22 protein-coding genes and 1 tRNA gene are annotated in these 24,873 nt (G+C 38.3%); 8 read left to right on the top strand and 15 right to left on the bottom strand.

Annotation, left to right across the window (positions count from 1 at the left end):
- Positions 1-35 precede the first annotated feature (35 nt).
- Both COCH_RS09005 and dapA read left to right on the top strand, forming a co-directional pair.
- Positions 36-554 (top strand): DUF6913 domain-containing protein, encoded by a 519-nt coding sequence (locus tag COCH_RS09005; protein ID WP_002675764.1) that lies wholly within the window; start codon positions 36-38, stop codon positions 552-554.
- A gap of 8 nt (positions 555-562) precedes the next feature.
- A complete protein-coding gene (gene dapA / locus COCH_RS09000; RefSeq protein ID WP_002671641.1) occupies positions 563-1,435 on the top strand; it encodes a 4-hydroxy-tetrahydrodipicolinate synthase in 873 nt (290 codons plus the stop codon).
- A 43-nt stretch (positions 1,436-1,478) separates the two neighbouring features.
- Here dapA and COCH_RS08995 read toward each other — a convergent pair whose 3' ends face one another.
- Positions 1,479-3,194 (bottom strand): L,D-transpeptidase family protein, encoded by a 1,716-nt coding sequence (locus COCH_RS08995; protein ID WP_015782833.1) that lies wholly within the window; start codon positions 3,192-3,194, stop codon positions 1,479-1,481.
- A 639-nt stretch (positions 3,195-3,833) separates the two neighbouring features.
- On the opposite strand from COCH_RS08995, the gene ffh reads away from it, so the two are divergent.
- The 5 genes from ffh to COCH_RS08970 are packed head-to-tail and all read left to right on the top strand — an operon-like array spanning position 3,834 to position 8,762.
- Positions 3,834-5,162: a signal recognition particle protein gene (ffh, locus tag COCH_RS08990; RefSeq protein WP_002671635.1), complete on the top strand. Its 1,329-nt coding sequence runs from the start codon at positions 3,834-3,836 to the stop codon at positions 5,160-5,162.
- 22 nt (positions 5,163-5,184) lie between these two features.
- On the top strand, positions 5,185-5,640 hold the full coding sequence (locus COCH_RS08985) for a DUF2750 domain-containing protein (RefSeq protein ID WP_015782832.1): 456 nt from the start codon (positions 5,185-5,187) through the stop codon (positions 5,638-5,640).
- Positions 5,641-5,661: 21 nt separating this feature from the next.
- Complete coding sequence (gene folD, locus COCH_RS08980; RefSeq protein WP_015782831.1) at positions 5,662-6,537, top strand: bifunctional methylenetetrahydrofolate dehydrogenase/methenyltetrahydrofolate cyclohydrolase FolD; 876 nt, start codon at positions 5,662-5,664, stop codon at positions 6,535-6,537.
- Positions 6,534-7,673 (top strand): AAA family ATPase, encoded by a 1,140-nt coding sequence (locus COCH_RS08975; protein ID WP_002675730.1) that lies wholly within the window; start codon positions 6,534-6,536, stop codon positions 7,671-7,673. Before folD ends, COCH_RS08975 begins: the two co-directional genes overlap by 4 nt.
- Positions 7,674-8,762 (top strand): CapA family protein, encoded by a 1,089-nt coding sequence (locus tag COCH_RS08970; protein ID WP_015782830.1) that lies wholly within the window; start codon positions 7,674-7,676, stop codon positions 8,760-8,762.
- Between the two features lie 101 nt (positions 8,763-8,863).
- Here the strand turns inward: COCH_RS08970 and prmC are convergent, their stop codons facing one another.
- The 7 genes from prmC to rho form a co-directional block, all read right to left on the bottom strand.
- Positions 8,864-9,709, bottom strand: a complete 846-nt coding sequence (gene prmC / locus COCH_RS08965; protein ID WP_009418378.1) for a peptide chain release factor N(5)-glutamine methyltransferase — start codon at positions 9,707-9,709, stop codon at positions 8,864-8,866.
- Entirely contained in the window at positions 9,709-10,743 is a 1,035-nt protein-coding gene (locus COCH_RS08960) for a glucosaminidase domain-containing protein (protein ID WP_041546813.1), read from the bottom strand. Before COCH_RS08960 ends, prmC begins: the two co-directional genes overlap by 1 nt.
- The gene (locus COCH_RS08955; protein WP_015782828.1) at positions 10,727-11,665 is read right to left on the bottom strand and encodes a 1-aminocyclopropane-1-carboxylate deaminase/D-cysteine desulfhydrase; all 939 of its coding nucleotides are present in this window, start codon (positions 11,663-11,665) and stop codon (positions 10,727-10,729) included. The genes COCH_RS08960 and COCH_RS08955 overlap by 17 nt, the downstream gene beginning before the upstream one ends.
- Positions 11,666-11,667: 2 nt before the next feature.
- The gene (locus COCH_RS08950) at positions 11,668-12,909 is read right to left on the bottom strand and encodes an ABC transporter permease (RefSeq protein ID WP_015782827.1); all 1,242 of its coding nucleotides are present in this window, start codon (positions 12,907-12,909) and stop codon (positions 11,668-11,670) included.
- 3 nt (positions 12,910-12,912) lie between these two features.
- Positions 12,913-13,812, bottom strand: coding sequence for a lipoyl synthase (lipA, locus tag COCH_RS08945; protein WP_015782826.1), 900 nt, complete (start codon positions 13,810-13,812; stop codon positions 12,913-12,915).
- Positions 13,813-14,066: 254 nt separating this feature from the next.
- Positions 14,067-14,154 (bottom strand) — tRNA-Ser (locus COCH_RS08940).
- A 157-nt stretch (positions 14,155-14,311) separates the two neighbouring features.
- Positions 14,312-15,961, bottom strand: coding sequence for a transcription termination factor Rho (gene rho, locus COCH_RS08935; protein WP_015782825.1), 1,650 nt, complete (start codon positions 15,959-15,961; stop codon positions 14,312-14,314).
- 676 nt (positions 15,962-16,637) lie between these two features.
- Between rho and COCH_RS08930 the strand changes: the two genes are divergently transcribed.
- Positions 16,638-17,594: an acyltransferase family protein gene (locus COCH_RS08930; RefSeq protein WP_015782823.1), complete on the top strand. Its 957-nt coding sequence runs from the start codon at positions 16,638-16,640 to the stop codon at positions 17,592-17,594.
- Positions 17,595-17,617: 23 nt separating this feature from the next.
- On the opposite strand, the gene COCH_RS08925 is transcribed toward COCH_RS08930, so the two are convergent.
- The 7 genes from COCH_RS08925 to COCH_RS08895 form a co-directional block, all read right to left on the bottom strand.
- Positions 17,618-18,343 (bottom strand): DUF4369 domain-containing protein, encoded by a 726-nt coding sequence (locus COCH_RS08925; RefSeq protein WP_002671609.1) that lies wholly within the window; start codon positions 18,341-18,343, stop codon positions 17,618-17,620.
- A 325-nt stretch (positions 18,344-18,668) separates the two neighbouring features.
- Entirely contained in the window at positions 18,669-19,748 is a 1,080-nt protein-coding gene (locus COCH_RS08920) for an isochorismate synthase (RefSeq protein ID WP_015782822.1), read from the bottom strand.
- Positions 19,749-19,776: 28 nt separating this feature from the next.
- On the bottom strand, positions 19,777-21,522 hold the full coding sequence (locus COCH_RS08915) for an ABC transporter ATP-binding protein (protein WP_015782821.1): 1,746 nt from the start codon (positions 21,520-21,522) through the stop codon (positions 19,777-19,779).
- 68 nt (positions 21,523-21,590) lie between these two features.
- A complete protein-coding gene (locus COCH_RS08910; protein ID WP_015782820.1) occupies positions 21,591-22,220 on the bottom strand; it encodes a trimeric intracellular cation channel family protein in 630 nt (209 codons plus the stop codon).
- A 47-nt stretch (positions 22,221-22,267) separates the two neighbouring features.
- Entirely contained in the window at positions 22,268-22,921 is a 654-nt protein-coding gene (locus COCH_RS08905) for a hypothetical protein (RefSeq protein WP_015782819.1), read from the bottom strand.
- A gap of 20 nt (positions 22,922-22,941) precedes the next feature.
- The gene (mtaB, locus tag COCH_RS08900) at positions 22,942-24,249 is read right to left on the bottom strand and encodes a tRNA (N(6)-L-threonylcarbamoyladenosine(37)-C(2))-methylthiotransferase MtaB (protein ID WP_015782818.1); all 1,308 of its coding nucleotides are present in this window, start codon (positions 24,247-24,249) and stop codon (positions 22,942-22,944) included.
- A 30-nt stretch (positions 24,250-24,279) separates the two neighbouring features.
- Positions 24,280-24,639 carry a hypothetical protein gene (locus COCH_RS08895; RefSeq protein WP_015782817.1) on the bottom strand — a complete coding sequence of 120 codons (360 nt, stop codon included), beginning with the start codon at positions 24,637-24,639 and terminating at the stop codon, positions 24,280-24,282.
- Positions 24,640-24,873 lie beyond the last annotated feature (234 nt).

The following is a 24,873-nucleotide window of genomic DNA, read 5'->3' as shown; positions in this document are numbered from 1 at the left end:
TACCTTTGCAATCACACGCAAAATTACAATATATTTTGGACATCGTAAAAAATTATAACATAAAAAATAAAATTCGGAAGAATTTTAAAGCCTTAGAAAGTTATAACAAAAGGTTAGACAACAACTTAGCAAAAGTTGGTTGCATTGTGGATATGGATGTAGTGAAGAATGTAGACCCCTTATTGGAGCTTATAAAATACTATTCCATTCGCCCTGAGAACTATATTGTCTTAGGATATAAGCGTGAATCAGAAGAAACTCACGCTAATGGAACTCCTTTTCTGATTGATAAGGAAATTAATTGGCAAGGAAAGATTAGGAATTACCACGCCGATAGATTAGCTGAACAAGAATATGACTTGCTCATTAATTATTTTAGTGAGCCTAAGTTGCCATTGTTGCTATTATCTTCGTCTATCAAAGCTAAATTAAGAGCTGGTTTTGAAGGAATAGGACTACAGTACAACGATATTGTGATAGCTTGTTCTCCTGCTGATGAAAAGGTTTTTGCTAATGAATTAAAAAAAATATTAGAAACCATTATTCGTAAATAAAAAAAATTATGACAAAACAACTAAGAGGAACTGGTGTGGCTCTTATCACACCCTTCACAGCTGAGAAGCGGGTGGATACTAAGGCTCTTACCCGTATAGTAGAATATGTAACTGATGGTGGAGTAGATTTCATTGTAGTTTTGGGAACTACCAGCGAAGCTCCTACTCTCAGTAAGGAAGAAAAGGCTCTTGTGCGAGAGACTATTATCAAGGCTAATAAAAAGCATTTACCCTTAGTATTAGGTATTGGGGGCAATAATACCCAAAGTGTTATTGAGGAAATCAAGAGTACGGATTTAACCCCTTTTGATGCGATTCTATCTGTAACACCTTATTACAATAAACCTTCGCAAAATGGTTTATATGCACACTTTGCAGCAATAGCCAAAGAGAGTCCTTTACCTATTATTTTATATAATGTACCTGGGCGCACAGGGGTATGTATGACCGCTGAAACTATATTACGATTGGCTAATGACTTTAAGAATATTATAGCTGTAAAAGAAGCTTCTGGCAATTTAGTGTTAGATATGAATATCTTAAAAGATATGCCTAAACATTTCACTTTCTTATCAGGAGATGATACTACGACCCTTCCTTCAGTATATATGGGTGGTAGTGGAGCAATTTCGGTGATTGGGATTGCTTTCCCTAAAGAATTTTCTGAGATGGTACGGTTAGGGTTAAACGGTAATACTTCTAAAGCTAATACATTGCAATACGAATTGTTACCTATGATGGCTTTAGCTTTTAAAGAAGGGAACCCCACAGGAATTAAAGCTATTTTAGCTGCTCAAGGCTTATGTGAGCCCTATGTGCGTTTGCCTTTGGTAGAGGCTTCGGATAGTTTAAAAGAAGAAATAAGAAAAGCTTTAAAATAAAGGGCATTAAAATAAGTGACAAATAAAAAAAGCGGTTTGAAAGTTAACTTTCAAACCGCTTTATGTCTTTCAACTGTTCGTTATCAAGATCGTAGATATCATTCTTTATAGTTGCTTCACCTTTCTTATCTACCGATATGGTGTAGTACAGAATATTAATCATATATTTTGTATTGAGTTTTACACGATACTGATTGCGCTTATTATTGTTCATAAAGTCTTTGACCTTCTCTTCTGTCCAAGACTTTCCATCACCTTCATTCTTCAGTAGATAATAGGCTAATTGCGAAGGATTTTGCACGCGTACACAGCCGTGACTAAGTGCACGTTGCTCACGTTCGAACAAATACTTCGATGGTGTATCGTGCAAATATATACTCATATTATTATTGAGCAGGAACTTCACTAAGCCCAATGAGTTGCGCTCGGAGGGAGCTTCTACAAAATAAAAAGCACGTTTATGTACTAATGGATTCGTCCAATCTACCTCTAAGGGGTCTATCACCTTGCCATTTTCATACATAGTATAACCTCTATTTTTGTATCTTTCGGGGTCTTCTTGCAATAGCATTTGAGGAATCATTTCCTTTCTGATAATACTCTGAGGCACAGACCACGTAGGGCGAAATTCTATTGAACGAATAGAATCGGTGAAAATGGGAGTTGAGCTTTGAGCTCGCCCTACCACTACTTTGGTTTGATATATTAATGAGTCCTTATGATATAAAAAAAGTTTATAATCAGGAATATTCACTATTATATAATCATCACCTAAATCATTATTGAAAACACGCATACGCTCCATATTGAGCCTAAGTAAATCGCGCTGGCGTGCTTTATTCATATTCAGACGATTGAGTGTTTGGATACCTAAGGAACCATCGGGAATAAGCCCATTACTGCGCTGAAATCTTTTCAATGCCCATATAAGGGTACTATCTACTTCCTGAGGGTCGATTTTGGGAACTGACCCAAAGCCTTTTTTAGCTAAGGCATTGCGCAAGCTCTCAACCTCAGGATCGGTATACCCGTAAACAAAGTTTTTAGGGTCTGAAAATTTAATGATACGAATAGTGTCAAGAGGCTGATTTTTGAGTTGTATATACTTATATTTCATTCGTCTATACTGTTCTCCTTTGGGATAAAGACTTGCTAATTTTGCTTCTAAATCATCATTATCTCCTAAATGTAAGAGCATATCAATATTCCGATACTTATACTTTGGCTTTATCCACGTGTGTTTTCCATAGGCTCTTTTAGAAAAGCGACCAGAAGTAAGGTGCTTGGCAAAAAGCAAAAAAGAGGCGGTAATTTGTTTATCTAAATAAACCTTATAATCATTAGGGAGTTTATATTTATAGGTACTATCTACCACTTTTTTCAAAGCAGAACGCCTATAAGTTTCGGGGTTTAGACCATCTTCTTCAATACATTTTAAAGCTTCTATATATTGCGAAAAGATGCGAGAAGGGATATCTTCGAAGAGCCAACGAGTTTTTCCTCCATTTTCTGTATAATAACTATGGGTTTCGGACTGTATTCCTTTTTTATAAGTAGCATCAAGAACTGTAAGATTTTCAAATGAAGTTACAGAGGTATCTACTGCAATAGTAAGAGCCTCAGTATAAACCTCTTTACCAGCCTCATTTAATGAAGAATTGGGGTGAGAAGTAGTGGGAGTAGTTTTTCTACAGCTTTGTAAGGTGATAAAAACAGCTATTAAAACTGCAATTTTTATCTTTAAATCAATATGAATCATATTAAAAACATATTTTGGGTGCAAAGATAAGGATAATTAGGGAATTAGCAAATTTGGAAATTAGGAAATTAGGGAATTAGCAAATGTGAAAATTAGCAGATTAGCAAATTTGGAAATTAGGAAATGATGGGGAGAGATTAAAATAGTTATTTGATTAGTCGGAGGAAGATGGAAATTTCGGAAGGAAACGAAAAATATCAGAAGTACACTGAGAGTAATTTTGAAGAGAAAAGGGTGTAAGAAGGGTGGGGGTAGCTTATAGAGAGCTTATAGGAAGCTTATACGAATCTTGGACGATTGGTATAGAAAGGGTATATAAGTAATTGATTAATAATATGATACAACAACGCAAAAAATGCTAAAAACGGGGTTACGAGGCGAAAGAAAAGGTAAGATGAGATATTGGAGAAATATGGAGGAACTCTAAAAAACTCGGAGGAAAAATATGCTTAGCTTATAGGAATCTTATACGGAATCTTGTACGATTATTATAGAACAGCCTTTTAAACTTCTATAAAATAAGGAGTTATATTATAGAAAAACAGCTTATTAACCATATCAATACACTTTTTTAGCTGTTTAGTTTTTAGTTTCCACTTTTTTTCAGTACCTTTGCACAACTTTTTAAAATAGACAAAAATGTTTGATAATTTAAGTGATAAATTAGAGAAAGCCCTACATAACTTAAAGGGACACGGTAAGATTACCGAAATAAACGTAGCTGAAACACTGAAAGAAGTGCGTCGCGCTTTGCTTGATGCCGACGTGAATTATAAGATAGCCAAAGATTTTACCAATAACGTAAAAGAAAAAGCCTTAGGACAACAAGTGCTCACTACCCTACAACCAGGGCAGTTAATGGTGAAGATTGTAAAAGATGAGCTCACCCAGCTAATGGGAGGAGATGCTGCTGGAGTGAACCTATCGGGGAATCCTACTGTTATATTGATGTCGGGGTTACAAGGTTCTGGTAAGACTACTTTCTCAGGAAAATTGGCTAACTACCTCAAAAATAAAAGAAATAAAAAACCATTACTCGTAGCGTGCGACGTGTATCGTCCTGCTGCGATAGATCAATTACATATTGTAGGAGAACAGGTGGGGGTACCTGTTTTTTCGGATAAAGGGAACAATAACCCTGTGGATATTGCCAAAAAAGGGGTGCAATACGCCAAAGAAAACCACTTGAACGTGGTGATTGTGGATACCGCAGGTCGGTTGGCAGTAGACGAGCAAATGATGACCGAAATATCGAATATCCACAAAGCACTGAACCCACAAGAAACCCTTTTTGTAGTAGATGCGATGACGGGGCAAGATGCTGTAAACACGGCTAAAGCCTTCAACGATGTGCTCAACTTCGATGGGGTTATCCTTACCAAACTCGATGGAGACACCCGTGGTGGGGCGGCTATCACTATTAAATCGGTAGTGAATAAACCTATCAAATTCGTAGGTACCGGCGAGAAAATGGACGCTATTGATGTGTTCTATCCTGATCGTATGGCTGACCGTATTCTCGGTATGGGCGACGTGGTATCATTAGTAGAACGCGCTCAAGAGCAGTTTGACGAAGAGCAAGCGCGCAAATTGCAAAAGAAAATTGCAAAAAACCAATTTGGGTTTGACGACTTTCTTGAACAAATACAGCAAATTAAGCGTATGGGTAGTATGAAAGACCTCCTTGGTATGCTCCCCGGTGTAGGGAAAGCAGTGAAAGACCTCGATATCAAAGACGACGCTTTCAAGCATATCGAAGCAATTATCCATTCGATGACTCCAAAAGAGCGCAATACGCCTGCTATCATAGATTTAAACCGCAAAAAACGAATTGCCAAGGGTAGCGGTCGCGATATTCAAGAGGTAAACCAACTAATGAAACAGTTCGAGCAAATGAGCAAGATGATGAAAATGATGCAAGGTGGCGGTGGCAGAAAGATGATGCAGATGATGCAGGGAATGAAGTAAGTGAAATGTTAAAAATATAACTATGCTAAAGAAATTCATAGAGACTGTAGTAAAAAATAAAGAAGTGTTTTACCTAGAAGTAGACGAATCGTTTGCTATGTGTGGTTCGCAAGCCTTCTACATTGAGGAAACCAAAGAAGCTATTCCTGTAGCCCTCTTTTGGGAAGACGAAGATAAAGCAGTAGCTTGTAAAGCCGACGAATGGGCTAAGGGAATTGTAAAATCGGCTACCTTAGAAGAGTTTATTGAGATTTGCTTTGGAATGCAAGTAGAAACAATGGCAGTGGGTATTGGGTTCAACGCTGATTTATCAGGAGGAGAAGAACTCGTACCTGTTGATTTGATAAAAGCATTGATAAAAGAAATTGACAGAACGAAAACTGCGGTTACTTTTAGTGACTCGTTCGAATCATTAGCCCAAGTAAAACAACTTTTGAACCAAATAGAGCTTGACATCACCGATGAAAAAGCTCTTTAACCACTAAAAACACAATCAGTAATGACTATCTTAGACGGAAAAAAGACTTCAGAAGCCCTCAAACAAGAAATTGCTGAGGAAGTAAAGCAACTAAAAGCTGAGGGAAAGAAAGTACCACATTTGGCTGCCGTATTGGTAGGCGACGATGGGGCAAGTCTTACCTACGTGGGGAGTAAGGTGAAAGCTTGCGAACAAGTAGGTTTTGAGTCTACTTTAGTAAAACTCCCTACTAACATCAGTGAAGAGGCGTTACTGCAAGAAATTGAAAAGTTAAACGCTAATCCTGAAATTGACGGCTATATAGTACAATTACCACTACCTAAACACATCGACGAGCAGAAAATACTTTTAGCCATAGACCCTACAAAAGATGTAGACGGCTTTCACCCTGCTAACTTCGGTAGAATGGCACTGGATATGGAGGCTTTTATTCCTGCTACACCTTTTGGTATTATGGAGTTGCTGAAACGCTACGAAGTGCCTACCAAAGGCAAACACGTGGTAGTAGTAGGACGTTCACACATCGTAGGTCGCCCCATCAGCATATTGCTCAGCCAAAAGGGAGCACAAGGCAACGCTACCGTTACACTTACTCACAGTCATACTCCTAACCTCGCTGAGCTTACACGTCAGGCAGATATTGTGGTAATGGCATTAGGTATTCCAGAATTTCTAAAAGGTGATATGGTAAAAGAAGGCGTAACTGTAATAGATGTAGGAATCACACGCCTAAAAGACGATAGCACCCATAAAGGTTATCGCATTGTAGGCGATGTAGCTTTCGATGAAGTAAAAGAAAAAGCGAGCTACATTACTCCTGTACCAGGGGGCGTAGGTCCTATGACCATAGCAATGCTCTTGAAAAATACTTTATTAGCTTATAAATGGTATCGATGAAAATAAAAGAATCTAAATATTATCACCCTGTAAACCTCTTGCAGATAGACTCCGATGACCACGTAGAGGTGTACGATAAATACAAACTTCTGACTTTCAGCAACCCGTACCGTTGTTTGTTAGACGACTTGATGGCAAGAATTTATATAGGAGGAGAGGATTTGGTTATCCAACGAGACAAACTGAAACACTTTGTGAAATGTACTGACTATTACACCATAGAATACGCCTCCAAACAAAATGAGCTATACGAATCGGAAGAATGCTATTTTCACCCAGAGCTCGAAATCTTTTTGGTAATAGACAAAAATCTCTCCAACGAGTACGATAACCAGATTTTTGAAGACGGATTATACAAAGTAAACTCAGTATACTACCAAAACGACAATCCAAAGGCTAAGGAACACCTCAACACCTTGTTTTCAGAATATATAGAGAAGTATATCTCTAAAGAATCTAAGGTTTCTATACTACTAAAAACGCAAATAGGATTAGAAATCAAAACCCATAGCATCAAGCCTTACCGCATAGATTTTGAAACTATGTACAACAATGATTTCTTCGAAGTACATACTCGAGTGAAAAATGCGCTAACGAATGACAACAAGGGCGTGGTACTATTTCACGGGATTGCTGGTTCGGGGAAAACAAACTACATCAAATGGCTTACAAGTCAAATCCCGAATAAAAAATTTATCTTTGTACCTACTACAATGATAGGGTCGCTCACCGACCCTGCTTTTATTAGTCTGCTTATAGGCAATAAGAACTCTGTATTGGTACTCGAAGATTGTGAGAACTATATAGCTGAACGCACCTCCTTCAACAGTAATACCGATGTAGTGTCGTCTATCCTCAATATAGCTGACGGTATGCTTTCTGATGTATTAGAATGCCAGCTGATATGCACGTTTAACTCCGATATTTCTAAGATAGACTCGGCATTATTGCGCAAAGGCAGATTGATAGCCGAGTATAAGTTTAAAGAGCTAACTGTTGAGAAGTGCAATAAGTATTTGCAATCTACCGATAGAGATTTTAGAGTAGATAAGCCTTACTCATTAGCAGAACTGACCAATATAGACATAAAGGAACTCAAAGAACAAGACAAGCAAACTAAAATAGGTTTCAAATAAATGATACGTATATTTCTGACTTTTCTCTTCGTCTCGATAACTTTTGCCCAAGAAACAGGTAACCGAATGTCATTGCTTTTTATGGGGGATATAATGGGGCACGTGCCACAAATAGAAGGAGCTTACGATATTGAGACGAAGCAATACAATTATATGCCTGTATTTGACAAAATCAAACATAAGTTTGCGCAGGTAGATTTTGCTATTGCTAATTTGGAAGTAACTTTGGCAGGAGAACCTTATACAGGTTACCCCCAGTTTTCGTCGCCTGATGCTTTAGCAGTTGCTTGTAGAGATAGCGGAATAGATGTATTGGTAACTGCCAATAATCACACTTGCGATAGAGGCAAAAAGGGAATTATTCGTACTTTAGACGTACTCGACTCTTTAAAAATAGCTCATACAGGAACCTTTCGCAACAAAGCAGACTTTGAGAAACATAATTTATTGGTGCTTTCCAAAAATGGGATTTCAGTGGGAATACTCAACTATACTTATGGTACTAATGGTTTACCTGTGCCTGAACCTACCATCGTAAATAAAATAAATCTCAACCTAATGAAGCAGGATATTGAGAAAGCTAAAAAAGTAAATCTCGATAAACTGATAGTAGTGATACACTGGGGGATAGAATACCAGCAAAAGCAAAACAAAAAACAGGAAGAAGTAGCACAATTTCTTTTTGACAACGGAGTAGACATTATTATAGGAGGTCACCCACACGTCTTACAACCTATGTATTACTATCCGCAAACGGGACTTCATAAGGAACAGATGGTAGTTTATTCACTGGGTAATTTTGTATCTAACCAGCGCAAAAGCTCAACAGACGGAGGTGCGATGGTAGAGCTGACTCTCTTCAAAGATGCTTATGGCACTCGTATCCTTGATAAAGGATATTATTTAGTTTGGGTAAATCGCACTCCAAAAACTAATAAGAAATATCTTTTTGAAATATTACCTTGCAAAGAATACGAAACTACTCACTACAAAGACCTTACTGAGAGCGTTAAGGATAGTATGAGTATCTTCATAAACAACTCCCGAAAGTTATTCAAATCTAATATTTTAGTTAAAGAGAAACTATAGCTTATTACAACATTTCTTTTATGTATCAGCTTTAGAAAATAAATAAAGACTTTCTAATGATCATTATTTAGATAGCCTTTTCTTCTATATTACTTTTATAGCTACTTAGCTTTTATCATACGATCATTTCCAAAAAGGTCTTGACGTAAAGTTATCTCAGTAAAATGCTTTTGTTCTAATAATGTTTGCATTTCTTGCCCTAAATACTGATTAATTTCAAAGAAAAGACTCCCATTAGGATTTAAACTCTGCTGAGCAAGAGTAGCTATTTTATCGTAAAATAATAATGGATTATTATCAGGGACAAAGAGTGCTAAATGAGGCTCATATTCTAAAACATTATGGTGTATCTCTTTTTTTTCTAACTCACGTACGTAGGGCGGATTAGAGATAATGATATCATATTTATCAGAAAGAGTTTCTATTCGCAAGATATCTTGTTGTAAAAAATGAGTAACTACACTGTTTAATTCAGCATTACGCTTAGCTACTTTCAAAGCTTCTTCCGAGACATCTATAGCTGTTACTACGGCATTAGGAAGAGCTTTAGCAAGTGAAATAGCAATACAGCCACTGCCTGTCCCTACATCTAATATTTTGATTTTCTCGCTTTTGTCAGGATATTCTTGAAGTACCCAATCCACTAGCTCTTCTGTTTCTGGTCGAGGTATCAATACATTTTCATTTACGAAAAAACGATTAGAGAAGAACTCAGTTTCACCCAAAATATACTGTATGGGTTTCGCTGTTTGTAATTCTCTAATCGCTTGCAAAATAGGTTGTGCTATATCTTCAGTAAGTAAAGTATCAGAATTTGCTAATATTGTAGCTTTACTGTACTTCCCATAATGCTCTAAAAGAATAAAGTAAAACGCATTTATTTCACTCTTAGGATAAAGTATTTCTAATTTATGATGTACATACTCTCTTAGCTCACTAAAAGTCATTAGTTCACACGAATTTGTTGTCCTACTTTTAGGTTACTACTAGTCACATCATCAAAATTATTAAGCTTCATCAATTGTTGTACAGGTACTTGTTGCTCCCGTGCTATTTTATAAAGAGTGTCACCTGTTTGTACTTGATAATAGACTTCAGCAATAGCCTCTTTTTCAATGGTAGTGGTATCAATAGTATTAGTAGGTTTAACGATTGTTTTTGTTACAGTGGGTTTAGACACCGATTTAATGGCTGTAGCTGGTTTAGATACTTCTTTTTTAGGGGTTGAAACAGTTGCTACTTGGGTATTAGAAGAAGTTATATCTCCTCCTTTAGCTGCTATTACTTGATTGTCATACTGATGTAATTCAAACTTTTTGATAAGAGCTATCAATTTTTTTGCATAAGTAGGGTCAGTGGCATAACCTGCTTTTCTGAGCCCGTGTGCCCAACCTTCATAATCTGTAGGACTAAGGTCAAACAGTGCTTTATAACGATTGCGATTTACAAGAAATTGTGAATGGTCTTCAAACGATTCGTATGCATATCTATATTTGCGAAAACATTCGCTCTTCTCATCGTCGTCGTGGGTGATAGTCTTACCGTCCCAAGTAGCGTGACATTTAATTCCAAAGTGGTTATTGCCATAACGTGCCAAGCGTCCTTGCCCCGAGCCACTTTCTAAAATGCCTTGTGCCAAAGTAATACTCGCAGGAATATTGTAACGTTGCATCTCTACCATTGCAATATCCTTATAATCCTGAATATACTTTTGGGTAACGGCTGTCGTAACTTGTACCGCAGGAGTTATCTCGTGAAAGCTGTCTTCTGAGACATCTCTACAATTGTGTTTTGAATCAGCTAAAGCCTTATTTCTTTGGGCTATCTCCGAATGGGTAGGCTTTTTCATCTCCACTCTCGGAGTCGGCTTTTGTCCTCGATAGATTACCGAATGAGAATTTCTCCCTTTCCTGTAAGGCTGATCAGAGCACGATGATATTATAAAGAGAATTAGCAATAGCAAACTAAATCTTTTCATCATAATTCAATATACTTTTATGTTTTTTAATTCGTTCGTTGTTAAAACCTTTAATCCCTTGCAAACCACCAGTATGAATGGCTAATATACGGGTATTGGGTGCAAAATATCCTTGCTTTGTGAGGGCAAAGATAGCAAAAATCATCTTACCTACATATATCGGGTCTAATAAAATTTTCGTCTGACTGTTAAAATCATTTAAAAAATCTACTAATTCATCAGTTACTTTAGCATAACCACCAAAGTGATAATCGTGCACTAATTCCCAATTGTTTTTGGTTGTATATTGTTTGATTACCTCACTTAAAAACGTTCCTCTCAAAGCTGGAAAACCAATGACTTTCTGATGATTAGCACTTGCATTGATAAGCCCTGAAATCGTCCCTCCTGTTCCTACAGCACTGCATATCACATCAAAAGCGTTGTCCTCAGGAGTAAGGATTTCTTCACACCCCTTCACTGCCAGCTCGTTAGTACCTCCTTCAGGGGCTATATAGATGTTTTGTCCATAGCGTTTCCTAAGATTTTCCAGGAACTCTGGCGTGTGTTTTCGTCGGTAAGCCTCTCTTGTAACAAAATAAAAATCCATACCACAAGATTTAGCAAACTTTAACGTAGGATTAACATCTATTTTAGAACCTAACTCATCGCCACGAATCACACCTATGGTTTTCAAACCTACTATTTGTCCCGCAGCTGCTGTCGCAGCAATATGATTGGAATAAGCTCCTCCAAAAGTGAGAATTGTATCCTTGCCTTCCTGCTGGGCTTGTACTATGTTGTACTTGAGCTTTCTGAGCTTATTCCCTGATACAAAAGGGTGATTTTTGTCCTCTCGCTTTATCGTAAGGGTAACCCCATCAGGTAACGGGATATTCACGGGTTCGTTTTCTATATGTAAGTTATTGAATAATAAAGGCTGCATAGTTATTCATATCTCAACGCTTCTACAGGATCTAATTTCGAGGCTTTTACTGCCGGATACAATCCTGATATTACCGCTACTACAAGAGCTATACATATAGCAATAATAATAACACCCCACGGAATGGTAAAATCAAACTTAACGGCTTTAGATATCAAATATCCTAAACTGATACCTAATACAATACCCGTAAGTGCTCCCAATTGAGCTATTATTAGGGTCTCGGTAAAAAACTGTAAGGTAATAGACTTGCGTTTAGCTCCCAACGCTTTGCGAATGCCTATCTCCTTAGTGCGCTCGGTTACAGAAACGAGCATAATGTTCAATAGGGCGATTGAAGACCCCAAGATGGTAATAAGCCCAATCACAAAACCAGCAACAGAAAGGGTACCTGTAATACTGCCTATGCGTTGCAATAAGTCGTCACTGCGTTCTATCCCGAAATTATTTTCTTGTAAAGGTGCTAAGCCTCTCAGGTTGCGCATCACTACGGTAGCATCATCTATAAGTCCGTCCAACTGGTCTTTGCTCTGAGCGCTTATTTTGAGTTGAAAATTAGGATTGTCTATCGGGAAAATACTGCGTGCAATTCCTAAAGGAATCAACACTTGAAAGTTTTCGTAATTGCCAAAGGAGGAACTTTGTTCTTTAAGTATACCTATGACTTTGAACTTATAACCACGTACCGAAATGCTCTTTCCTAATGGATTTACATCTTTGAGTAGTGTCTTCTTAAAATCCGGACCTATCACGCACACATAGCTATTGTTCTGTATATCGAAATCGCTAAAATTGTGTCCCTCTTCCACTTCTAACCCCGAATTGCCAATGTAGTATTCATCTACGCCTATCACTACGGCTAATGGGTCAGTTTTTTTGTTCTCGTACTTCACCTCAGCTGAGGAGGCAACATTCATAGAAATACTCGTTTTTGCAAACGGATTATCTAACTGTTGTTTAAAAGCTACTGCTTCTTGATAGGTAATTAAAGGGTGTGGCTTTTGGGTGGTTCCACTCCCCTCAGCTCGCTGACTGTATTGATACCTTGTAATCGAAAAAGTATTAGCTCCCATACTCGAGAAATTACCTTCAAGCGTATTGCGCAAAGCAGTAATTACGCTCAGAATTCCTACCAATGCCGTAATGCCAATAGCGATGATGAGCACGGTGAGAATTGTGCGCAATAGTTGCCCTCTGATACTGTCAAGAGCTATTTTTATATTTTCACGAATTACAATCCACACGGTTTATAACAAATGCTTATGAGCGCGGTAAGACGAACGTACTAACGCTCCACTTTCCACGTGACGAAAACCTAATGATAAGCCTATTTCTTTATACTTGGCAAACTGTTCAGGAGTGACAAAATTCTTTACAGGAAGGTGCTGTTTCGAAGGTTGCAAATACTGACCGATAGTCACAATATCCACTTTTGCCTCTTTAAGGTCGTGCAAGGTTTCTATCACCTCTTCCTCGGTTTCTCCAAGTCCTAACATAATCCCCGATTTAGTACGGTTCGCACCGTTTTCCTTTAAGTAACGCAACACACCCAAACTTCGGTCGTATTTAGCTTGTATACGCACTTCACGAGTCAATCGGCGTACCGTCTCCATATTATGCGAAATGATTTCAGGTGCAGCTTTCAGTATACGGTTTAAGTTGCGTTCCACTCCCTGAAAATCAGGAATCAAGGTCTCCATTGTGGTATTAGGGTTCATTCGGCGCACGGCTCTCACCGTTTCAGCCCATATAATGCTTCCCATATCCTTTAAATCATCTCGGTCTACCGAGGTTAGTACTGCGTGCCTAATGTTCATCAGCTTGATAGAACGAGCCACTTTTTCAGGTTCTTCCCAATCCAAACTTTCAGGTCGCCCTGTTTTTACGCCACAAAAGCCACACGAGCGCGTACAGATATTCCCTAATATCATAAAAGTAGCAGTGCCTTCTCCCCAACATTCTCCCATATTGGGGCAACTGCCCGAAGTACAAATTGTGTGAAGGTTATATCTGTCCACCACACTCCTCAGTTCAGTATACTTTTTACCAGTGGGTAATTTTACCCGTATCCACTCTGGTTTATTGCTCTTTAAGGTAGTAGTGGTAGTGGTTTCTATTTCATCTACAGCAAGTGTTTCTGTATTCATTATTTTTTAATGTTCTATATAATTTTTTACAAAGATACTACAAAATTGATGATTACAAAAGTTTTTAAACCGAAAAAATATCTATCCCCTATCGGAAGTACTGATTATAACTGAAGCACAAAAAGCTATTTCTTATATCTAACCCAAGTTTTACTAAGGTAAAAGCCAAATATTTTCTTATATGAAGAAAAGGCTAAAACAGAAACAACCGCTCTATTTTAGCCTTAAAAATAATTTTATCAACATTCTGACTTTGGCGGAGAGAGAGGGATTCGAACCCCCGGAGGTGTTACCCTCAACGGTTTTCAAGACCGCCGCATTCAACCGCTCTGCCATCTCTCCAAGTGCACAATCACAATTGTTTTCTCAATTATGCGGGTGCAAAGGTACAACTATTTTTATTATCTGCAAATTTTAAAAGCAAAAAATTACATATTTTTTCTCTCCTTTCTATAATTTATTGTTTTACAGATATGAACTATATTGCCTTTGTAAAAAACTAATTGTTCATCGTTGCCAAAAACTCTTCATTATTGCGCGTTTGCTTAATTTGCTTTTCCATAAATTCCATCGCCTCTATCGGATTCATTTCTGCCAAATACTTGCGTAATACCCAAGTGCGATTAAGCGTGTTTTCATCAAGCAACAAGTCATCTCTACGAGTAGACGAAGCTATTAGGTCAATAGCTGGGAAAATACGACGATTCGAAATACGTCTATCCAATTGTAATTCCATATTACCCGTTCCTTTAAATTCCTCAAAAATTACCTCGTCCATCTTTGAACCTGTCTCGGTAAGAGCCGTAGCGATGATAGAGAGAGAGCCTCCGTTTTCAATATTACGAGCTGCTCCGAAAAAGCGTTTAGGCTTATGTAAAGCGTTAGCATCTACCCCACCAGTAAGCACTTTCCCCGAAGCTGGTTGCACTGTGTTATAAGCGCGAGCTAAACGAGTGATAGAGTCTAACAATATAACCACATCGTGACCACATTCTACCAATCGTTTTGCTTTTTCAAGTACGATATTAGCTATTTTCACGTGTTCGGCAGCTTCCTTATCAAAAGTCGAAGAGATAATCTCTCCTCGCACACTGCGTTGCATATCAGTTACCTCCTCAGGGCGCTCATCAATCAAGAGTACCATTAGGTACACTTCGGGGTGATTTTTGCTAATGGCATTCGCAATATCTTTTAAAAGCATTGTTTTACCCGTCTTAGGTTGTGCCACTATCATACCGCGTTGTCCTTTCCCAATAGGAGCAAAAAGGTCTATCAAGCGAGTAGAAACAGTAGAGCCTTTGCCTGCCAACTCAAATTTTACATCAGGAAAAAGAGGCGTAAGGTGTTCAAATAGTACTCGGTCGCGCACCACTTGGGGGTCAAGTCCGTTTATCTTTATAACTTTTAGTAGCGGATAATACTTTTCGCCATCTTTAGGCGGACGCACTTCTCCATATACAGTATCTCCTGTTTGCAAGCCAAAAAGTCGGATTTGTGAAGAAGATACGTAAATATCATCAGGTGAAGCCAAATAGTTATAGTCCGAAGAACGCAAGAAACCATAACCGTCAGAAGTGATTTCTAAAACCCCTTCGCAGTCTACCACGCTGTCAAATTCAAAATCGGGGGCGCGATAACGGTTTTTCTTTTCTTTATCAAAATTCTCATTATTAACAATAGTATTACCATTGTTCACATTTTGATTGTAATTACCATTATTGCCATTGCCATTTTGTACAGGGGAACTGTAGTTTTTTGTTGGGGTAGCATTATTCTGATGATTGTTAGAAACAACAGAAGTAGTGTTTTTCTTCTGATACGTTTTAGATTCATCTGCCGAAGAAACCTTTTTAACGGTTGGTGTTTTTGAAGTCTTTTCTTGTTTAGAACTGCCTACTTTTTGAGGTATTTCTATTTTCTTTTTACGACTGTTTTTTTTGGATTCAGTTGTGTTCTCAGTTGTAATAATAGGAGAATTGTCGTTTTGAACTTCTTCTTTTTTGTTGGGGAGTTCTTTTTTTTGATTTTTTAGAATTAGGTCTATGAGTTCAGGCTTATTTACATACCGAAATTTAGGTATATCCAAATGTTTTGCTATTTCCTGTAACTCAGTTAGCTTTTTAGATTTTAACTCTACAATGTTAAGCATTTTAAATAGTTATTATTAAAGTAAGTGATTTTTTTCAGTAGTCAAGATAAGTGAAATTCCTCTTTTTATATAGTTAAGATGGGATATTATTGAAAGTATTTTTTAATCAGAGGTACTGAAATCGGGTGCAAAGATATAAAACATTTAGCAATTAGCAAATTATTTTCTTTTTTTTATTGTCCCGCCAATTCCTTTATCAAGTGCAATTTTTTTTATTAGCTTTTGATAGAATAAATCTTTTTGTTTTTCAAAATCTAATACTTTTCTTGCTCTATACAAGTTCCCATCGCTACATTACCTTGTGTCATTCGTCTCCCATCATTCGTCATTCCTTCCTTTTTCTTTCGTTTTAACATTTTCTACCACACACTCTTAATCATTCATTCCCAACTACTTAAATACCTTTTCTATACCAATCTTCCAACATTCGTATAAGCTTCCTATAAGCTTTCTATAAGCTAATCCCATCTTAAAAGCACTTTCACACCTGCTACGATACCCTTCGTTTCCTTCCGAAAAGCCCTAATATGCCACTTTTGTAGTACACACTTTGTTAAAGTTTTTTTATTGCCTCAGGTATTTCTGGCATCATTGGCATTATTGACATTTCTGGTATGAATCAATTATTTTGTAGTATCAAAAAAAGAATGTATTTTTGCCTCATAAAGAAGTAACTATGAAAGAACGCAACCCTCTTATCGATGTGCTCAAAGGTTTTGCTATCATCTTGGTAGTGATAGGGCACGCTTCGCAATGGTTTTCGGGTGATGACCGCACCAACCCCTTGTATGTAACCATTTACGCTTTCCATATGCCCCTTTTTATGTTTCTTTCAGGCTATGTAAACTTCAATATTCGTGGCGAACTGAACCTCAGCAAACGCTTTCAGGTGTTGGTGATTCCTTTCTTCGTCTGGTTTTTAATTTCTGCCACCTATCACGGTTATATCCTCAATATAGAAAAAGTATGGGAACATCTTTGCGTGCTCATTTATAAACCCACACAAGGAATGTGGTTCTTGTGGTTGCTATTTTGGGAGTGTGCCTTGCTCTATCTGGCTTTGAAGATTAATAAACATCGTGAAATATGGGTGATGATAGGTCTCTGGAGCATTCTCATCTTCTTGCACCGAGTTACAGGAGCACAACCTATCTTTTATGGATTGCCCGAATTGTGTTGGTATTTCATCTATTTTTCATTGGGTTACGCCACACACAAGTACAAACCTCAAGCACTGAAAGTTCTGCGCCCTATGGGTTGGGTGAGCTTTATTGCCTTTCCGCTCCTATTGCTCTTCCCTGTCGATAAAACTCATTACATACTCCACTCTCTCCGTTTGTATGCTTTAGCACTTACGGGTATCGCTGCTTCTTATGTTTTATGGGAATGGTGCTGCCGTTCTGAAAATAAGGCAACACAATGTTTGAAGTATTTAGGAGGCATTTCTTTAGAAATATACGTCACCCACTATTATATGCGCTTCTTAGTAGTTTACATCAAAGAATATATAAGCGATAATTTCTATTTGAACGTAGCTATATTTACCGTTTTAGCCATCATCGCTTGCGATATAATACAACGATTGGTACAGCGCATAAAATGGCTAAGAAGAATACTCTACGGCAGATTTTAGATAGGTGAAAAACTTTTAACTTTTCACTTCTCCATTTCTTTTTCTGCCTTGCGAGCTTCTTCTATATAGTTTTTGAACTCTTTGCCGTATTTAGAATTGGCAACCTCTTTATTGAGCTTTCCATAAATAGAATCTAAGTATTTTACGCGAGTATTGGGGGCATCAACCAATACCACATAAGGGGTGATATACGAATCGGGGTGCGTGAGGGCATAGTTCAGCACAAAGAGGTGACGACGGAAGTTATTTTTCTCCGATGCTGCATTCAGCGAGTCAGCTAAGGTTGTATTACCCGCCTTAAAAGCATTCACTTGCTGTTCAAGGAGTTCAGCATTGCGCATTCCGAACTGTCGCATAGTGTGGGCATACTCTCCATAATCCTTTTGCGATTGCGAACCACTGATATTGGCTTTCACTTCAAACATATCATAAGAACTGTTAATAGTAATCTGCTTAGGTTCACCAAAGAACATTAGGCGGTCACCGAGGTCGGTACCTGCTTGTTTTTTTAAATCGAGGTAAATAAAAAACACTTCAGGACTCTCTAAGTGTCGTTTGAAGGTAAACTTACCATTACCATTTGCCACTACCGAATCGATATTGGTGAGCTTATCGTTTACGAATTGTTGTAGGTAGATAGTACCCACCTTCAATCCGTCGATATTTCCTTCCACGATCATTGTGTTCTTGTCTTCCTTGTCGCAAGCTATCATCAATAGTGCGGACATTGCCATTACTATTCTTTTCATTATAATTTAGTTATTAATAATTATTACATTTGTGTTTCTACCCTTCATCAATTGATAATTACGTGTCACACTTTGTTTTCAATTCATTTTCTATAGAAAATTATCTCCCGCAGTTTGAGGAAGGTCGTGTTCTGTAAAATTTTGTCTCCCACAGCTTGGGGAAGGTCGTGTTCTATAGAATTTTGTCTCCCACAGCTTGGGGAAGGTCGTGTTCTGTAAAATTTTGTCTCCCACAGCTTGGGGAAGGTCGTGTTCTATAAAATTTTGTCTCCCACAGCTTGGGGAAGGTTGTGTTCTGTAGAATTTTACTCAAAACACTTTTTTCCTATTTTTCAACAGAAATTACCGATTTCATTGTTTGCGTTTTGTTCTGTGTTTCCTCATATTCTTTTTCAGGAATGGAGTCTTTGGTAATACCTCCACCTACATACAAATAGGCTTCGTTATCAGTGATTTGCATACAACGCAAATTCACATAGAATGCTTGGTTATTGCTGGACACCCAGCCACAATAGCCTGTGTAATATTGCCTTTTATAAAGTTCGTTTTCTATAATAAAAGTGCGAGCTTCCTCAGTAGGATAACCACAGACGGCTGGTGTAGGGTGCAGACGTTTTATTAACTCATATACTTTATCAGGAGCTATCTTTCCTTTAATTTCAGTACATAAATGCATCACATTTCCTGCTTGCACAGTTTTAACTGCTGAAACTTCAAGTTCATTAACATACTCTTGTAACTGCTGCACGATGGTATCAGTAACTATTTGCTGTTCTTCTTTTTCCTTAGTATGCCAATGTATCTCACCTTCTTTAAAAGGTTGTGTCCCTGCTAATGCCATTGTGCAAAAATCTTCGCCATTACCGCGGAAGAGTGTTTCGGGCGTAGCAGCCATCCAAGTTCCTACTTTTGGGTGATAAAACAAATAGCAAAATGCCGAAGGATATCGTGTTACCATATTGGCAAAGCTCTTAAACGGATTTACCACTTCTTTGATAGTTATCTTGCGCGAAAGAACCACTTTCTCAAAATGACCTCTGTGTATCTCATCAATAGCTTTGGTTACTAAACCTATGTGCTTTTGTTTTTCAGCTTCGGTATCTTCTAAAATATCAATATTAGTATTTTCTACAATCGATTGTGTAGGCAAATGACTTACGGTAACTTTGTTAGCAGTGATGATAACAGCAGGTTCGTTAGCATCGAAAGGAGCGAAAACAAATCCCTCTTGTTCTTCTTTATCAGCGTTAAAAAAATGAAGTGTATCATCTTCTTGTTGCAACAATATTACTGAAGTGTGATAAGGGGGCTTGTAGCACACAAAAGGTAAGTGTTCAGCATATTTGTGCTGTACTTGTTTTAAAAGTTCTTCAAATGAAATATAATCTTCAGTTTTAATCTTCATATAAATTAAATGCTTACCGTGCTACGGCTTATATCGTTTGTGAATCATAAAAAGCTTTAAAAGCACCATTTCGTGCCAATAGCTCATCTTTGGTACCTTGTTCTACTAATTTTCCTTTGTCGAGCATCAGTATTTTATCGGCGTATTTAGTGATAGACACACGATGACTCACTATAATTACGGTCTTGCCTTTTAAGGTATCGCGCAAATTAGTTAAAATCTTCTCTTCGGTATCAGTATCTACGGCTGATAAACAATCGTCTAACAAATAAATTTCGGCTTCTTTAAGCAATGCTCTTGCGATAGCTACTCGTTGGCGTTGCCCGCCACTGAGTGATACCCCGCGCTCTCCAAGCACCGAGTCGTATTGATGGGTGAACTCTGTAATATTGTTGTGTACCACTGCTTTTTGGCAGGCTTGTATTATCTGTTCTTCGGTAGCATTTTTATTGCCAAAGCGCAGATTGTTGCGAATAGTGTCCGAAAACAAAAAGTTCTCTTGTGGCACTACCGAAATGGCTCTGCGCAAGCTGTGTAGATTCAATTCTCTTACGGGTTTGCCTCCTATCAGTACTTCACCCTGATTTGCATCGTACATACGTGCAATGAGGTCTAACAATGTAGTCTTACCACTACCGGTTTTGCCTATAACGGCTACTGTTTGTCCTGCTTCTATATGGAAAGATACATCTTTGAGAGCTTCTATCCCCGTATCTTCATAACGGAAAAATACTTTATCAAATGTAATATCTCCTTTAATAGGCGTAAGCTCTCCTACCTGATTGCGTATCTGAGGTACTTCGGAAAGAAACTCGTTGATGCGCTTTTGTGAGGCTTCTGCTTGTTGTACAATAGAACTTACCCAACCTACGGTAGCCACAGGCCAAGTGAGCATCATCACGTAAATACTGAACTCTACAATTACTCCAATAGATTGTATTTCACCGGTGTAATAGAGCTTTCCCCCAATAAAGATTACAAAGATAAGGCTCAATCCTATCATCAGTATCATTGTAGGGATAAAGAAAGCCTGTATCTTAGCGAGCTTGATGTTTTTCTGACGACCATCTTCGGCGAGTACTGCTAATTGCGCATCGGTAGCCGCCTCATTATTATACGATTTTATCACCCCGATACCTGAGAAAGTTTCTTGCGAGAAAGTAGAAAGGTCAGATAGGTAGGCTTGTACCTTCATCGTTTCGATATTAATCTTTTTGCTCATTTTGTAGATAAGCAAAGAGAGAATAGGCAATGGGATAAGGGTGTAGATAGTAAGTTTGGGAGAGATGATAAACATTAGCGGAATTACGCAAGCAAAAAGTGTAATAGTTTGCACACTATACATAATAGCAGGACCTGCGTACATACGCACTTTCGATACATCCTCGCTGATACGGTTCATCAGGTCACCTACTCGGTTGCGCTTGTAGAAGCTAAGCGATAACTGTTCATATTTCTTAAATATCTCGTTTTTCATATCGTATTCGATGTAACGAGATACATTGATGATAAGCTGACGCATAAAGAACATCAGCACCGCCGATATGATAGTTGTACCGATGATAATAAGTGCGTATTCTATAAGTAAGGAAGTCATTTGTGAGGCATCTTTGTTAGCCGATTTAGCAAAGTCCTCAATGGCTGCGATAGAGTTTTTTACATATCGCGGCATAAAGAGTGAAAACACTCGCGACACTATGGTAATGAGTATCCCAAGTAGTAAGTGGTATTTATATTTATAAAAATATTTACGTATATGTCTCAGATGTGCCATTGGCTTAAATTCTCAATCAGAGTGCAAAAGTAATAAATAATGAGCAAATAACAATAGAAACTCAATTATTAAAACTTCGGCAACTCCCAATGGTATTTTACCGATAGCAATCGCACAGCTATAACTACTATTATGGTAATAAATACTACTAAGTTGTGATTTACAAAGTTATCAATAAGGAAATAAACAGTACCTCCTGCTATGCAAGCCGTTGCGTAAATCTCTTTGTGGAAGACAGCAGGTAGTTTGTTGGCTAATATATCCCGAATAACTCCTCCGAAGCTACCTGTCATCGTACCTAAGATGATAGCAATAGTAGGCGACAAGCCAAAACGCAATGCTTTTTCTATCCCGATGATAGTAAACACTCCCAGCCCTATAGTATCAAACACCATCAGCGATTTGCTCCAATGCTCAGAGAATTGCTTTTTGAAAACAACGGTAATCACTACACTAATGACTATCATCAATATATACGTAAGATTGTTCATCCAGAATACCGGTACACTGCCTATCATAATATCGCGGAGCGTTCCCCCTCCTACCCCTGTTACAAAGGCTAAAATAAGCATTCCAAATATGTCCATACGGCGTTCTAACCCCACTAACACGCCCGAAATACCAAATACAGCCGTTCCTATTAAGTCCCAGAGATAAATCTGGTCTATCTGTGATAGTACATTAATAAAATCTTCCATTCTAAGTTTTATTTTAATTTCTGTGACTCGTCACACTTCTCTTAGCATTAATGCCAAATCTCCAAAAGTCGCCAAGTGTCCCCTACTGGTACAAACACAAACGCAATAGCTTTTTCCGTATTTTTACAACATACCCCATCGGGATAATAACTAAAAGTATAGGTTTGCAAGGCATTGATATCATCGGTGAGTAACTCTTCTTCGGTAAGAAGTACACTGCCGTCTTTCTGTACCAACAAACGCATTAAAGGTTCTGCCAAATGCTGTTGCCTAAACGCCATATCAGTAGTGAATTGCTTGAAGAAAGCGGGGAACTGCTTTTGCTGGTCTAGCAACTGTTTAGTTTGCTTTTCCATTTCGGCATAAGGTAATAAGCTACCGCCCTTTTGCTGTAAGAATACCTGTTTGCAATCATCTTTAGCTACACAAAAGGTGTACAAATGTATATCGGCATAAGGCAATTGGCTCATTAACTGATAGCGGTAATACGTTTTACTATCTTGTTGCAAGCTATCTTGCACCCAATAGGTACGATTACTACCCGCAAGACTTTCTATCTGTTGTATTTTTGCTTTTACTTCTGCTAATTCAGCAACCGTTTGTTTAGCGGTCTCGGCATTACAGTTCTTTTTTAAGCTAATAACAGAGTTATCGCAAGCTAAAACCAGTAGTGAAAGGGGTATTGTTAAAAGAAATTTCATTTTATATCTCACCTTTTACCTTAAACAAATTCAAATCTTACCATACCGTCTGCATCTATCTTAGTGAGCTTTACTTTGTGCAATGTATTCACTAAGGAAGGATCCCACGGGGCTTTTACCTTTACATAATTCTCAGTAAATCCGTGAATGTAACCCTGTTTGTTGTCGCTCTCAAAAAGCACAGTCTTCTCTTTTCCCAGCTGACTCGTATAAAAGGCATTGCGTTTCTTTGCCGAGAGTCCACGTAACATCTTACTGCGTTTAGCGCGTACGGCATCGGGCACTACCCCGTCCATTAGCACCGCCTCAGTATTGTCGCGCTCGGAATAAGTAAATACGTGCAGATACGAGATGTCCAAATCATTCAGGAAGTAATACGTTTCCAAGAAGTGCTCATCGGTCTCCCCCGGAAAGCCTACAATTACATCTACCCCTATGCAAGCATCGGGCATCACTTCGCGTATTTTGGCTACTCTACTCACATAAAGCTCACGCAGGTAGCGGCGTTTCATCTTTTTGAGAATTTCATTACTTCCACTTTGTAACGGAATGTGAAAGTGAGGCACAAAGCTCTTAGATTGCGCTATAAAGTCGATTGTTTCGTCCTTAATGAGATTCGGCTCAATCGATGAGATGCGCAGACGCTCTATGCCTTCAACCTTATCAAGGGCTTGCACAAGTTCCAAAAAGGTATGCTCGTGCTTTTTGTTGCCAAATTCTCCCTTGCCGTAATCACCTATGTTCACGCCCGTAAGCACAATTTCTTTGATACCTTTATCCGAAATTTTCTTAGCATTAGCAATGATATTTTCAATAGTATCACTGCGCGAAATACCTCGTGCCATCGGTATGGTACAGTAAGTGCATTTATAGTCGCAACCGTCCTGCACTTTTAGGAAAGCCCTCGTACGGTCTCCAATAGAGTAGCTCCCCACATAGAAATCAGTTTCCGAAATCTCGCAGGAGTGTACCACACCCTCATTGTTTTTGGTAAGGTCGTCGATATATTGGGTAATGTTGAACTTTTCTTTTGCTCCCAATACCAAATCTACCCCATCTACCGAAGCGAGTTCTTCGGGTTTCAGTTGGGCATAACAACCCACTGCCGCCAAGAATGCTTTAGGGTTTGTTTTCAGTGCTTTACGTACGATTTGTTTGAATTGCTTGTCAGCATTTTCAGTTACCGAACAAGTATTGATGACATATATATCAGCAGGATCGTCAAAATCTACGCGCTGGTAGCCTTCTTCTTCAAAGCTCCGCGCAATAGTTGAAGTTTCCGAGAAGTTCAGTTTGCAACCCAAAGTATAAAATGCTACTTTCTTCATTATTAATTGTCAATTATCAATTGTCAATTGTTAATCGTTAAAAAATTCTCTCTCTAAAAAATACTGTACAATGGCTTTTTTCATCAGTATGGTTTGTTCACCAGGCTTTAGGTCAGGGAGGTTTTGCACCAAACGGTAATGAGGCCAGCCGTCAGGGTCTGTAAATTCGTATTGGTAATAGCCAAAGGGTTCTAAGAGCTTACAAATGCCAATGTGCATCAAGTCTACTTTCTCATCTTTGACGTAAGTGCGTCCCAATTGTCCCAATTCTTGTACCCCGATGAGATAGATAATCCCATCTACCCCCAATGTTTCTCCTTCGGTAAAAGTATCGGAAAGGCGTTGTACCACCTCTTCCCAACGGGCTTTTAGTAGCTCGTGTTCGGTCATAATAAATTCATTTAGGGTGCAAAAGTACAAAAAAAAATCATATTGCAAATTCGTGCTACATCTGCCTTACCTTCATCTTATCCCCTCTTTAGTTCCACCTTATCGTCGTTCTTGGTTTGTCTTTTCTTCGTCCTTTCTTCGTCCTTTCTTCGTCCTTTCTTCGTCTTTTCTTCGTCTTTTGTTTATCTGCCCGTGCGGCTCGCACCGTCTTTTGTTTGTCTTTTGTTCGTCTTT

This window comes from Capnocytophaga ochracea DSM 7271, from assembly GCF_000023285.1.
GTDB classification, from domain to species: domain Bacteria; phylum Bacteroidota; class Bacteroidia; order Flavobacteriales; family Flavobacteriaceae; genus Capnocytophaga; species Capnocytophaga ochracea.
This window is presented reverse-complemented; position numbering and strand designations above follow the sequence as displayed.

Bases quoted from the DNA above. Each gene is read 5' to 3' on its own strand.
- dapA (WP_002671641.1), top strand. From the start codon at position 563: ATGACAAAACAACTAAGAGGAACTGGTGTGGCTCTTATCACACCCTTC.
- COCH_RS08995 (WP_015782833.1), bottom strand. From the start codon at position 3,194: ATGATTCATATTGATTTAAAGATAAAAATTGCAGTTTTAATAGCTGTT.
- ffh (WP_002671635.1), top strand. From the start codon at position 3,834: ATGTTTGATAATTTAAGTGATAAATTAGAGAAAGCCCTACATAACTTA.
- COCH_RS08985 (WP_015782832.1), top strand. From the start codon at position 5,185: ATGCTAAAGAAATTCATAGAGACTGTAGTAAAAAATAAAGAAGTGTTT.
- folD (WP_015782831.1), top strand. From the start codon at position 5,662: ATGACTATCTTAGACGGAAAAAAGACTTCAGAAGCCCTCAAACAAGAA.
- COCH_RS08975 (WP_002675730.1), top strand. From the start codon at position 6,534: ATGAAAATAAAAGAATCTAAATATTATCACCCTGTAAACCTCTTGCAG.
- COCH_RS08970 (WP_015782830.1), top strand. From the start codon at position 7,674: ATGATACGTATATTTCTGACTTTTCTCTTCGTCTCGATAACTTTTGCC.
- prmC (WP_009418378.1), bottom strand. From the start codon at position 9,709: ATGACTTTTAGTGAGCTAAGAGAGTATGTACATCATAAATTAGAAATA.
- COCH_RS08960 (WP_041546813.1), bottom strand. From the start codon at position 10,743: ATGATGAAAAGATTTAGTTTGCTATTGCTAATTCTCTTTATAATATCA.
- COCH_RS08955 (WP_015782828.1), bottom strand. From the start codon at position 11,665: ATGCAGCCTTTATTATTCAATAACTTACATATAGAAAACGAACCCGTG.
- lipA (WP_015782826.1), bottom strand. From the start codon at position 13,812: ATGAATACAGAAACACTTGCTGTAGATGAAATAGAAACCACTACCACT.
- rho (WP_015782825.1), bottom strand. From the start codon at position 15,961: ATGCTTAACATTGTAGAGTTAAAATCTAAAAAGCTAACTGAGTTACAG.
- COCH_RS08930 (WP_015782823.1), top strand. From the start codon at position 16,638: ATGAAAGAACGCAACCCTCTTATCGATGTGCTCAAAGGTTTTGCTATC.
- COCH_RS08925 (WP_002671609.1), bottom strand. From the start codon at position 18,343: ATGAAAAGAATAGTAATGGCAATGTCCGCACTATTGATGATAGCTTGC.
- COCH_RS08920 (WP_015782822.1), bottom strand. From the start codon at position 19,748: ATGAAGATTAAAACTGAAGATTATATTTCATTTGAAGAACTTTTAAAA.
- COCH_RS08915 (WP_015782821.1), bottom strand. From the start codon at position 21,522: ATGGCACATCTGAGACATATACGTAAATATTTTTATAAATATAAATAC.
- COCH_RS08910 (WP_015782820.1), bottom strand. From the start codon at position 22,220: ATGGAAGATTTTATTAATGTACTATCACAGATAGACCAGATTTATCTC.
- COCH_RS08905 (WP_015782819.1), bottom strand. From the start codon at position 22,921: ATGAAATTTCTTTTAACAATACCCCTTTCACTACTGGTTTTAGCTTGC.
- mtaB (WP_015782818.1), bottom strand. From the start codon at position 24,249: ATGAAGAAAGTAGCATTTTATACTTTGGGTTGCAAACTGAACTTCTCG.
- COCH_RS08895 (WP_015782817.1), bottom strand. From the start codon at position 24,639: ATGACCGAACACGAGCTACTAAAAGCCCGTTGGGAAGAGGTGGTACAA.